General features: G+C 72.5%; 7 protein-coding genes and 1 pseudogene. 1 reads left to right on the top strand and 7 read right to left on the bottom strand.

All coding sequences use genetic code 11. The annotated features are described in order from the left end of the window. Positions 1 to 111: 111 nt before the first annotated feature. From AB0I21_RS46595 to AB0I21_RS46565, 7 genes and pseudogenes are all read right to left on the bottom strand, one after another. Positions 112 to 1,128, bottom strand: coding sequence for an aspartate-semialdehyde dehydrogenase (locus AB0I21_RS46595; protein WP_344506267.1), 1,017 nt, complete (start codon positions 1,126 to 1,128; stop codon positions 112 to 114). 148 nt (positions 1,129 to 1,276) lie between these two features. Further along, positions 1,277 to 1,564 carry an Lrp/AsnC ligand binding domain-containing protein gene (locus AB0I21_RS46590; protein ID WP_344506344.1) on the bottom strand — a complete coding sequence of 96 codons (288 nt, stop codon included), beginning with the start codon at positions 1,562 to 1,564 and terminating at the stop codon, positions 1,277 to 1,279. Between the two features lie 36 nt (positions 1,565 to 1,600). Next, entirely contained in the window at positions 1,601 to 2,440 is an 840-nt protein-coding gene (locus AB0I21_RS46585) for a sugar phosphate nucleotidyltransferase (RefSeq protein ID WP_360570752.1), read from the bottom strand. Beyond that, the gene (locus AB0I21_RS46580; RefSeq protein WP_360570750.1) at positions 2,437 to 2,952 is read right to left on the bottom strand and encodes an NUDIX hydrolase; all 516 of its coding nucleotides are present in this window, start codon (positions 2,950 to 2,952) and stop codon (positions 2,437 to 2,439) included. Before AB0I21_RS46580 ends, AB0I21_RS46585 begins: the two co-directional genes overlap by 4 nt. Before the next feature lie 18 nt (positions 2,953 to 2,970). Further along, a pseudogene (locus tag AB0I21_RS46575) lies at positions 2,971 to 4,701 on the bottom strand (HD domain-containing protein); the annotation flags it as partial. A gap of 2,500 nt (positions 4,702 to 7,201) precedes the next feature. Beyond that, positions 7,202 to 8,935 carry a DEDD exonuclease domain-containing protein gene (locus tag AB0I21_RS46570; RefSeq protein WP_360570748.1) on the bottom strand — a complete coding sequence of 578 codons (1,734 nt, stop codon included), beginning with the start codon at positions 8,933 to 8,935 and terminating at the stop codon, positions 7,202 to 7,204. A 37-nt stretch (positions 8,936 to 8,972) separates the two neighbouring features. Beyond that, a complete protein-coding gene (locus AB0I21_RS46565; protein WP_344506271.1) occupies positions 8,973 to 9,920 on the bottom strand; it encodes a GAF domain-containing protein in 948 nt (315 codons plus the stop codon). Positions 9,921 to 10,050: 130 nt separating this feature from the next. Here AB0I21_RS46565 and AB0I21_RS46560 point away from each other — a divergent pair, with 130 nt between their 5' ends. Beyond that, positions 10,051 to 11,448, top strand: coding sequence for an NYN domain-containing protein (locus AB0I21_RS46560; RefSeq protein WP_360570745.1), 1,398 nt, complete (start codon positions 10,051 to 10,053; stop codon positions 11,446 to 11,448). The last annotated feature ends 22 nt before the right edge of the window (positions 11,449 to 11,470 follow it).

The following is an 11,470-nucleotide window of genomic DNA, read 5'->3' as shown; positions in this document are numbered from 1 at the left end:
TTTTTTTTTTTTGTTTTTTTTGATTTGCTGGTGTTGTGGGTTTGGGGGGGGGGGGGGGGGGGGCGGCTGGGGGGGGGGGGGGGGGCCCGCCCCCCCCCCCCCCCACCTTGGTCACTTGACGAGGAGCTCGGCGATCTGGACGGCGTTCAGCGCCGCGCCCTTGCGCAGGTTGTCGTTGGAGACGAACAGCGCCAGGCCGTGCTCGACGGTCTCGTCGACCCGGATCCGGCCGACGAAGCTGGGGTCGGCGCCGGCGGCCTGCAGCGGCGTCGGCACGTCGGTCAGGACCACGCCGGGCGCGGCCGAGAGCAGCTCGATCGCCCGCTCGACCGAGACGGCCCGCTCGAACCGGGCGTTGAGCTGCAGCGAGTGGCCGGTGAACACGGGCACGCGCACGCACGTGCCGGACACCTTCAGGCCGGGGATCTCGAGGATCTTGCGGCTCTCGTTGCGGAGCTTCTGCTCCTCGTCGGTCTCGAACGAGCCGTCGTCGACGATCGAGCCCGCGAGCGGCAGCACGTTGTAGGCGATCGGCCGGGAGAACTGCTTCGGCGCCGGGAACTCGACGGCCGAGCCGTCGAACGCGAGCGCGGCGGCGCCGTCGGCGACCTTGCGGACCTGCTCGTCAAGCTCGGCGACGCCGCTGAGCCCGGCGCCGGACACCGCCTGGTAGGTGGCGGCGACGAGCGCGACCAGGCCGGCCTCCTCGTGCAGGGGGCGCAGCACCGGCATCGCGGCCATGGTGGTGCAGTTGGGGTTGGCGATGATGCCCTTCGGGCGGTTCGCGATCGCGTGCGGGTTGACCTCCGCGACGACCAGCGGCACGTCCGGGTCCATCCGCCAGGCGGAGGAGTTGTCGACGACGACGGCACCGGCGGCGGCCACCTTCGGCGCCAGCTCCTTCGACGTGCCCTTGCCCGCGGAGAACAGCACGATGTCCAGGCCGGAGTAGTCGGCGGTCGCCGCGTCCTCCACCGTGATCTGCTGGTCCTGCCAGTCGATCGGCCGGCCCGCGGAGCGGGCGGACGCGAACAGGCGCAACTGGTCTACCGGAAACTGACGCTCGGCCAGGATGTGGCGCATGACGCTGCCGACCTGACCCGTGGCTCCGACGATGCCGATCCTCATGGGCGTCGAGGCTACCGCGTCGCCGGGCCGGGTTCGATGCGATTTGGCGCACTGTCGGGGCCCTTACCAGCGGTTTTCCCGGTTTCTTGCGGCTTGCCGACAGCTGCGGCGAACGGCTTGCTGCAAGGGGCGGCAAATTTGCTGGAAATTAGTCCGTGTCGGGCAGGCCGATCGAGAACGCCTCTTCCAGGTCGTGCTGCGAATACGCGCGGAACGCGATGTGCGTGTCGGTGTCGATCACGCCCGCCACCTTCGAGATGCCGCCGGCGATGACCTCGGCGATCTCCTCGTACTGCCGCACCCGGACCATCGCGATCAGGTCGACGTTGCCGGCGACCGAGTACACCTCGCTGACCCCGGGAAGGTTGGCGATGTTCTCGGCCACCTCGGGGATCGAGTCGGTCGCGCAGTCGATGAGGACGATCGCGGTGATCACCTGCGGTGCTCCTTCCAGCATGTGGACATCGTCATGCTAATCCGCCGCGACGGTGAGCTCCCGGCCGACCCGGACCGCGTCGCGCAGCGTTTCGCCCGCGCGGACCTCCCCGCCCGGCCACACCACCCCGCGGACCACCTGACCGGCGACGACGGCCCCCGCGCCGATCACCGCCTGCTCCACGCTCCCGGTCACCACGGCGCCCTCACCGATCAGGGTTTCATGGTGCACGGCGTGCAGATTCGCCGTCACGTAGTCCCGGGGCGTGCCCGTGTCCAGGTACGTCCCGCGGTACTCGACGACCTCCAGCCGCCCTTCCCGCTCCGCGGGCCGCCACGTGGTCCTCACCAGGTCCGACGGCACCGCCTCCAGCCGCTCCACCAGGTCCCACGGCAGCAGCGAGAACCCGGCGAACCGGTGCCTGCCGAACTCCTTCGGCGGTCCGGGCACGCCGAGCATCCGTACCGTCGAACCGTCCCAGCCTTCGAGCAGCTCCGCGATGTCGGCGGCCGGGCCGTCCGGACCACCCGCGCCGCCCGGCGCCAGGTACGCGTCGGCGTTGCCCACCAGGACGCCGCGGCCGCCGATCCAGTCCTTCAGCAGCGCGACGCCGCCCGCGGTACCGAACGGATCACCAGGCTCGACGGAGAGGTGCGCCCGGTCGCCGACGTGCGCGACGACCTGGTCCCCGAGATAGCAGGCGTTGACCGCCAGGTCGGCGGGGCCGACGATCCCGAGCGCGGCGACCCTGGCCATGGCCCGGTCGAGCAGCGCCACGTTGCCGACGGGACACAGGGCCTTCGGCAGGTGCTCGGTCAGCGGCCGCAGCCGGCGGCCCTCACCCGCGGCGAGGATCACCGCACAGATGCCGGTCACTTCGTCAGCACCTCGGGGTAGTCCTTGTACGGCCCGATCCCGTAGTGCGCGAGCAGCTGCGACGTCGACACGGTCAGCGGCGGCAGCGTGTCGAGCCGGTGCCAGGCGGCCTCGATGACCTCCGCGGCGTCGACGACCAGCTCGGCGGACGGCTCGACCTCCACCTCGAACACCATGTCGATCCACTGCCCGCGGGTGTGCACGAGGGCGTTCGGGTTCGCCGGCCGGAAGCGCTCCAGGGGCAGCTTGATCCCGGTCTCCTCGGCGAGCTCGCGCGCGGCGGTCTGCACGGGCCGCTCACCGCGGTCCATCAGCCCCGCCGGCAGCGACCAGCCCGCGCCCGGCGGCTGCCGCAGCAGCAGGATCCGGCTCGCCTCGGGGTCGCGCACCAGGATGACGGCGCCGACCGTGTACGTCGGCTGGAACGTCCGCACGATCCTGCGTTTCCAGCGGGACGGGAGACGGTAGAACGTCCGGTACGCCACCATGCGCAGTTGTTGTTTTACCGCCATCTCCGAAAGGCTAGCGGCCTACCGGGGCGAGTGGTCGACCAGGGCGATCAACTCCTCGACCACCTCGTCCGCGGTGCGGCTGTGGTCGGCGACGGCGACGAGCAGCGTCTCCAGGTCCGGGTACCCGAGCCGGGCCGACAGCCGCACCAGCGGCAGGTCGCTGGCCAGGCCGCGGCCCTGCCGGCGCAGCGCCAGACCGATCGCGAGCCGGCCGAGCCGCACCTTGTTGGCGACGGTGATCGCGGGCGCCTCGTGCGCCTCGAACCACCGGCTGATGTGCAGCCGGGCGTGGGGCGTCTTCACGAACTCCAGCCACTCCGGCGACGGCCCGCGCGCGGGGGCGTCGGCGTCGAAGTCGAACTCGTCGCGCTGCCCGGTCCGCGTGATGATCTCGACCGTGTCACCGTCGGCGAGCGGCGACGACACCGCGATCAGCCGGCCGTTGACCTTCGCGCCGATACATCGGTTGCCGACGTCCGCGCCGAGGATGTACGCGAGGTCGACCGGCGTGGCGTCCTGCGGCAGCAGCACCGGCCGGCCGCCGCCCTCGGCGAGCACCAGGATCTGGTCCTCGGCCAGGTCGCACCGCAGCGACGCGATGAACTGCGACGGGTCCGACGCCGCCGCCTCCCAGTCCAGCAGCCGCCGCAGCCAGTTCAGCTGCTCCGCCTTCGACGCGGGGCCGAAGCGGGCCGCCACGTGCGGATACCGGAAGTTGGCGACGATGCCGTACTCGGCGGCCTGGTGCATCTCCTCGGTGCGGATCAGCACCTCCAGGGACTGCCCCTCCGGGCCTAGCACCGTCGTGTGCAGCGACTTGTAGTTGTTGCCCTTCGGCGTGGCGATGAAGTCCTTGAACCGCCCCGGCACCGGCCGCCACTTGCCGTGCACCGCGCCGAGCGCGGCGTAGCAGTCCGTCTCGGGCCCGTCGACGATGATGACGACCCGCGGCATGTCGTGCGGGTCCTCGTAGTTGCCGTCGACGGTGTCCTTCCAGATCGAGTACAGGTGCCTCGGCCGCGGCGACACCTGCGCGTCGATGCCGAACTTCCGCAGGTCCGTGTTGACGGCCGCGATGACCCGTTCGAGGTAGCCGTCCCAGCCCTTGCGCTGCCGCACGTACTCGTCGATCAGCGCGTACCCGCCGGGGCTGACCGCCCGCAGCACCCAGTCCTCGAGCTCCCGCTTCAGCGCCTGGATGCCGAGCCGCTCGCACAGCGGGATCAGCACCTCCCGCGTCGCGGTCGCGATCCGCACCTGCGACTTGATCGACCGCGCGTCCAGCGTGCGCATGTTATGCAGCCGGTCCGCCAGCTTGATGACGAGCACCCGCACGTCCCGCCCGGCGGCGACGATCATCTTGCGGATCGTCTCGGCCTCGGCGTCCGCGCCGTAGAACATCTTGTCGAACTTCGTCACGCCGTCGACGAGCAGCGCCACCTCGCCGCCGAAGTCCCGCTCCAGCGCGCCCAGCGTGTAGTCCGTGTCCTCGACCGTGTCGTGCAGCAGCGACGCCACCAGCGTCGTCGTGTCCATCCCCAGGTCGGCGAGGATCTCCGTCACCTCGAGCGGGTGCGAGATGAACGGCTCGCCGCTCTTGCGCATCTGCCCGCGGTGCATCTGCTCGGCCGTCGCGTACGCCCGCCGCAGCAACGCCACGTCGCCCGTCGGGTGGATCGTCCGGTGCGACCGCAGCACGTTGGACATGGGGTCCTCGGCCGACTGCCACGGCAGCATCGCCCGCAGCCGCGACCCGATGATCGCCGAGTACGTCGACGTCGGGTCCCCGGGCACCGCCCCACCGACCAGCGCCGAATACGACGGCGGCGGCGGCACCGCCGGCGAGTCCTCGGTGGGCGGCGCGGTGAGCCTGGCCCGCGGCGCCGCGAACCGGTCGTCCACGGGCACCGCCCGCTTCACCGCCGCGTCCCTGCCACCCTTCCGGCCCGCCTTGTCCTTGGCCTTCCCGGCGGTCGTGTCGTCGCGTGTACCGGCGGCCGCGTCCGTCTGCCCGGCGGCACCGTTCGCTTCCGCGCCGGTGCTCCTGCCCGCGACGTCCCGCTCACTCCCGGCGCCCGCTGCCGTGTCCGACCCCGCCCGCTCACCGGCGGACCGTTCGTTGCGCGCCCGCCCACCGGCGGCACTCCCGGGATTACCCCGCGGCGCGGGCGGCCGCTCGTTGGCCGGCCAGTCCCTGCGCCCGTCACTCTGATCCTGCGCCGCCCGCTGCGGCCGCTGTCCCTGCCCCGCCCACTGTGTGGGTGTCTGCTGCTCGTCCCGTACGCCAGGGTTGTCGCGCCCGGATCCGCCCGCCGCTTCTTGCCCGGTCCATTGCGCAGGTGTCTGCTGTTCGCCAGGGTTGTCGAGCCTGGATTCGCCTGCCGTGCTCTGCCCGGGTGTCTGCTGCTCGCCCCATACGCCAACGCCACCGTCGTGCCCGGAGCCACCCGCTCCGTCCTGCCCCGCGTCCGTGGCGCCCTGCCCCCCGGCCGCTCCTTGCCAGCTCGTCCCATCCACCGGCACCCGCTGCCCGGGCGCCGCTTCGCTCACGGCCTCGCCCGGGGGCGCCACCACCGCAGCCTGACTCTCCACAGTCCCCACGTCCCGGCCTACCCGCGCGCCACGCTGCCAGGCCGCGTCCCGAGACCCCTCGCCCCGCGACCCCCAGCTCCGCCCCGCACCGTCCTGGGCGCCGACGTCCTGGGCCACCGAATCCTGGGCCTGCCCGGCCTCCGGCTCCTGCCCTTGCGTCGCACCGTCCCGGTGGCTCGCGTCCTGGCCGCCTTCACCTGGCGCCACCCGGCCGCGTCCCGCCTCGTCCTGCGGACCCTTGCTCTGGGCTTCCCGGTCCTGGGAGGCGCTGCCCTGCGCTGCCTTGTCGCGCGGATGCCCATCCTGCGAGGCGCTGCCTTGCGGCTGCCCGTCGTGCGAGACCCGATCCTGCGAGGCGCTGTCCTGCGACGCGCTGCCCTGCGGTGCCTTGTCGTGCGGGTGCCCGTCGTGCGAGGCGCTGCCCTTTGAAGCGCTGCCCTGCGAGGCGGTGCCGTGTGGTTGCCCGTGCTGAGCGGCCCGGTCCTGCGAGGCGCTGCCCTGCGGAGCGGTGTTCTGCGAGGCGCTGCCCTGCGGCTGCCCGTCGTGCGAAACCCGATCCTGCGAGGCGCTGTCCTGTGACGTGCTGCCCTGCGGTGCCTTGTCGTGCGAGTGCCCGTCGTGCGAGGCGCTGCCCTTTGAAGCGCTGCCCTGTGAAGCGGTGCCGTGTGGTTGCCCGTGCTGAAGGGCCCGGTCCTGCGAGGCGTCCTGAGGAGCGCTGTCCTGTGGGTGCCCGTCGTGCGAGACCCGATCCTGCGAGGCGTTGTCCTGTGACGTGCTGCCCTGCGGTGCCTTGTCGTGCGGGTGCCCGTCGTGCGAGGCGCTGCCCTTTGAAGCGCTGCCCTGCGAGGCGGTGCCGTGTGGTTGCCCGTGCTGAGCGGCCCGGTCCTGCGAGGCGCTGCCCTGCTGAGCGGCGTTCTGCGAGGCGGTGTCGTGCGGGGGCCTGTCGTGGGGGGCCCGGTCGTGCGACGTGCTGTCCTGTGGCGTGCTGTCTCGCGGCGTCCGGTCCTGTGGCGCCTTGTCCTGTGAGGCAGTGCCTTGCGGCGCCGTGGCCTCTGGGTGCTTGTCCTGCGGCGCGGTGTCCTGGGGGGACCTGGCCGGGGAGGGCGAGTCCCGGGGGTCGGCGGGGGTCCTGTCGACATACGTCCGCTCCACCCGCTGCCGATCCTGCCGCACCCTGTCCCTGGTGTTGCGCTCCGGGTGGCGGCCGGCCGGGTGGGCAGGGCGGCGCCGCTGCGGGGCCTCGGGCACGTTGATCGACGCGGTCGGCAGCCCACGCGGGCCGAGCAGCACCTCGCCCACCGCGTCCAGGAGCTGCTGGGCTTCCGCGGCGCCGGGTGTCGGCGGCGATGTCCCGCCGGTCGTGAACCCCGTCGCCAGCGGGTGCGCAAAACCCGTCGGCTCGTTGGGCTTGCCCCCGGGCGTCAGTGGGTCCAACATGAACTCGCTGTGCGCGGACGAGGACCCGGAGTTGGCTCCGCCGGCGCCGGTGACCGTGGAGGGGCCAGCATCCAGGGGCGCACCGGACTGATGCAGACCGGGCTCCATGCGGCACCTCCTCACCGACGGGCCGGGCGGGCCTGGGTTTGGGTAGGTTCCAGCCTAGTTTCCCTCGTGGCATCCGATCGGTCATTTGAGTATGTGCGATCGTCCGATGTGCTTAGCCTTCCAGGTCGATCCGGACCGTCGCGGCGGCCTCCGCGCGGGCGAGGAAGGGGCGCCACCGACCGGCCCCCGTGGCCGGAGATGACCAACCCATATCGGCCTTGACCAGGCGTGTCTCCTGCCGCTCGAGCCAGGCGAGGATCCGCTCGGTCTCCTCCGGCGACGCGCGTGGCGTCGGCCCGTGACCCGGCTGGACCGTCTCGGCTGTGGCGAGAACCACATCCAGCGTCGGCTGTGGATGCACCCGCGGGGGTGACACGCCGGCCGCGGCGAGTCGGCCGTGTCGCACCACGGCGAGCTCCCAGCCGCCCTTGGCGGAGGGCCGGGCGGCGATCAGCTCGGGCAGGCTGGTCAGCGAGGCGAGCCGCTGCATGCGGATCGCGGCGCGCAGGAACGTGATCAGCCGGGTGCGGATCGTGGCCGCGTCCTCGAAGCGCTCGGCGGTGGCGAGCGCCTCGATGCGGGCCATGAGCCCGCGGACGACGGGGCCCGGGTCGCCGGTCGTGGCGGTGCGGAACGGCTCGGCGGCCGCGGTCTCGTAGTCGCCGGGGGAGATGCGGTGCTCGCACGGCGCCGGGCAGCGGCCGAGCTCGGCGAGCGCGCACGCGGGCGTCTTCGTGCGCAGCGACAGCTTGTGGGTGCATTGGCGCAGCGGCAGCGCGTCATAGATGCCGGCGGCGGCGAGCTCGGCGCCGCGGCGGGACGCGAACGGCCCCAGGTATGCCGCGCCGTCGGGCTGCACGTCGCGCACGATCGACAGCCGGGGATAGGCCTCGGCGGTGAGCTTGAGCCACATCACCCGCTCGGGGAATTTGGAGCGGCGGTTGTACGGCGGCTTGTGCGCGGCGATCAGCCGCAGCTCTCTGACCTCGGCCTCCAGGGAGTGGGCGCAGACGATCGCCTCGACCCGCTGCGCCGCGTTGATCATCTCGTCGATGCGGGCGCGCTTCTCGGCGGCGGTGAAGTAGCTGCGGACCCGGGTCGCGATCGACGAGCTGGTGCCGATGTAGAGCGGGCGGTCCTTGTGCCCGCGGAACACATAGACCCCCGGCGCGTCGGGCAGGCCCTCGGCGAGGTGGCGCTTGCGCCGCTGGGACGGGCTGACCGCCTTCACGAACTCGATCGTGTCGCCGATGGTGTGCACCTTGTGGCTGCCCAGCCTGGCGATCAGCCCGTGCAGGACGTCGACGGTGGCGCGGGCGTCGTCGAGGGCGCGGTGGACCGGCTGGGTGCTCGCGTGGAAGTGCCGGGCGAGGGTGGACAGCTTGTTGTTGGGCACCTCGTCGGCGACCAGGGCCCGCCGGGCGATCGCGGCGGTGTCCAGCACGATCGGCTTCGGCCACGCGTAGCCGTGCTTGGCGCACGCCGCCTTGAGGAACCCGGTGTCATAGGGGGCGTTGTGCGCCACCATCACGGCGCCCGCGGCGAACTCCAAGAACGCCGGCAGCACCGTGTCGATCTTCGGCGCCTCGACCAGCATCGCCTCGGTGATGCCGGTCAGGACGGTGATGAACGCCGGCAGCCGCTCCTCGGGATTGACCAGCGTGGCGAACTCGCCCAGGACCTCCCCGCCGCGGACCTTGACCGCGCCGATCTCGGTGATGCCGCCGCCGTCGGGTGCGCCGCCGGTCGTCTCCAGGTCGACGACCACGAACGTCGACGCGAACAGCGTCGCCGCACGCGGGTCGTCGAACAGGGCATCGAGCGTTTCCTGGTGGTAGTCGGCCACGCGCGCACACTACGACCAGGGTGTGACAAAAAATCGCTCAGTGCGGCGGGAAGCGCAGCTCGAACCGGACGTCCGGCGAGCCGAGGGCCGCGTTAGTCCTGGCCACGGTCGCTCCGTGGGACCGCAGGATCTCCGCCACGGCCCGCGGGACCAGCTCGTCGGCCTCTCGCGTGCCGTCGAGGTCGGCCTGCCACTCCGGGGCGATCGAACCGCCCGCGTGGCTGATCTCCACCGTCGGGACCGGGGTGCCCAGCACCCGCACCGCGACCCGTCCGCCGGGCGGCGCGACCTTCAACGCCGAGAACACCACATAGTCCAGCGCGCGCGACAGTCGGCCGGGATCCGCCTGTACCGACGCCGCATCGGTCACTCCGAGGGTGATGGCCATGTTTCTGGCGTCCGCGATGGGGCGCAACTCGCGGATGCGGGCCTCGGTCAGGTAGGTGAGGTCGACCGACCTGGACTCGGGCGGGCCGTCGAGCGCGGCGGCGTCGACCAGGCGTCGCAGCTCGAGCAGCTCCGTGACCTGCCTGGCGAGCGCCCGCAACGCCCGCATCTGGTCCAGGTTCAGCCGGTGCGGCGCGTGGTCGACCACGCACAGGGTGCCCAGCGCCGCGCCTTCGCTGGTCAGCAGGGGGGCGCCGGCGTAGAAGCGGATGCCGTCCGCGGCTCTGACGAACGGGTTGTCGGCGAACCGCGCGTCCGCGGTGGCGTCCGGGACGACCATCAGGTCGCGGCCCATGATCGCGTGGGCGCAGAACGCCACCTCGCGGGGCGTCTCGGTGATGCCGTCGAGGCCGGTCTTCGCCTTGAACCACTGTCGCTGGGTGTCGACCAGGGTGACCAGGGAGATCGGGGCGCCGCAGACCTCCGACGCGATCCTGACGATGTCGTCGAAGTCCGTCTCCGGCGGGGTGTCGAGGACCGCCAGTCCCCGCAGGGTCGAGATCCGTTCCGCTTCGTTGTCGGGTACCGGCGGCTGCATGTCCGTGCCTCCTCGCTGGCGTACCCAATCGGGTGAAATAAGGATATGTCAGCTTTTAGCCTTTCGAGGGAAGCCGCCGGTCCTGGAGACCATCCGGGGCGAATCTGGTCGACAATGCGACACTGGAGTGATGCCCGCGCACGATGCTCCCGACGACCTCGACGACGAGGCCGCGGTGACGTCTGCGCCGGAGGACGTCGACCTGCCGGACTCCGACGGCGGTGCCGAGCCCGCGCTGCCCGAGATCATCCGCCAGCGGGTCATCTCCCTCGCGGCCGGCGCCATGACCGGCCTGCCCCTCGACGAGCTGCCGATGCCGCTGCGGCGGGTCGCGAAGTTCGCCCCCAACCGGCGCGCCCGCCTCGGCGGACCCGTCATCGCGATGCAGCTGTCCGGCGACCCGCTGCTGCGCCAGCGCCTCGCGACCAGGGTCGTCAACGACGCCGGTGACCTGGGCGCCTCGATCCTGGAAGGGGTCGCGCCGCCGGCCGCCGACCCCGTCGAGGTCGCCGCGCTGGCCTACCTCGCCCGCCCCGACGGCTGGCGTGACCTGGTCGAGCGGGCCACCGACACGGTCCGCACCGAGGCCGAGGACGCCGCCGCGTCCGAGCGCATCCGCGACGTCGAGCAGCGCCTCGCCCGCGCCGAGCACGACCGCGCCGTCGCCCGGGTCGAGGCCGACAAGCTCCGCGACGAGCTGGCCCGTCTCCGCGACGAGACCGCCGGCCTGCGCGAGGAGGTGCGCTCGCTGGGCAAGGCGCTGCGGGAGAGCCAGGCCAAGGAGCGCAAGGCGACCGACATGCTCGCCAGCGAGAAGGGCCGCGCCGCCCGGGCGACCGCCGACCACGACGCCGAGCTGCGCCGCGTGCGCGCCAAGCTCGCCGAGGCGGAGACCGTGGCCGGCGCCCAGCGGCAGAGCGCCAAGGACGCCCGCGCCGTCGACGACGCCCGCCTCTGGCTGCTGCTGGAGACGATCGGGCAGGCCGCCGTGGGGCTGCGCCGCGAGCTGGCCCTCGACCCCACCGACCGGCTGCCGGCCGACTTCGTCGCCGAGCACGACGCCGACCGCCCGGACAACGCGCCCGGCGCCGGAGCGGCCCGGGCGCTCGACGCCGACGACCCTGCCCGCCTCGACCAGCTGCTGAGCCTGCCGAAGGCGCACATGATCGTCGACGGGTACAACGTCACGAAGAAGGGCTATGGGGAGCTCTCCCTCGAACAGCAGCGCAACCGCCTGGTCGCCGGGGTCGGTGGTCTCGTCGCCCAGACCAGGGCGGAGGTCACCGTCGTCTTCGACGGCGCCGAGCGGGTCGTCGGGCTGCCGCCGGCGCCGCGCGGCGTGCGGGTGCTGTTCTCCAAGAAGGGCGAGACCGCCGACGAGCTGATCCGGCGCCTGGTCAGGGCCGAGCCGGCCGGCCGTCCGGTCGTGGTGATCTCCTCCGACAAGGAGGTCATCGACGGTGTACGCCGTCACGGTGCGTACCCACTGGGGAACGACACCCTCCTCCGCCGGCTATCCCGCTCCTGACCTGCGGAAACGCATTTTTGTC

Source organism: Dactylosporangium sp. NPDC050588, from assembly GCF_040654975.1.
GTDB classification, from domain to species: domain Bacteria; phylum Actinomycetota; class Actinomycetes; order Mycobacteriales; family Micromonosporaceae; genus Dactylosporangium; species Dactylosporangium maewongense.
This window is presented reverse-complemented; position numbering and strand designations above follow the sequence as displayed.

What these genes read in the sequence shown, in the direction of transcription:
- AB0I21_RS46595 (WP_344506267.1), bottom strand. Translation starts at nt 1,128, where the DNA reads ATGAGGATCGGCATCGTCGGAGCCACGGGTCAGGTCGGCAGCGTCATG.
- AB0I21_RS46580 (WP_360570750.1), bottom strand. Translation starts at nt 2,952, where the DNA reads ATGGCGGTAAAACAACAACTGCGCATGGTGGCGTACCGGACGTTCTAC.
- AB0I21_RS46565 (WP_344506271.1), bottom strand. Translation starts at nt 9,920, where the DNA reads ATGCAGCCGCCGGTACCCGACAACGAAGCGGAACGGATCTCGACCCTG.
- AB0I21_RS46560 (WP_360570745.1), top strand. Translation starts at nt 10,051, where the DNA reads ATGCCCGCGCACGATGCTCCCGACGACCTCGACGACGAGGCCGCGGTG.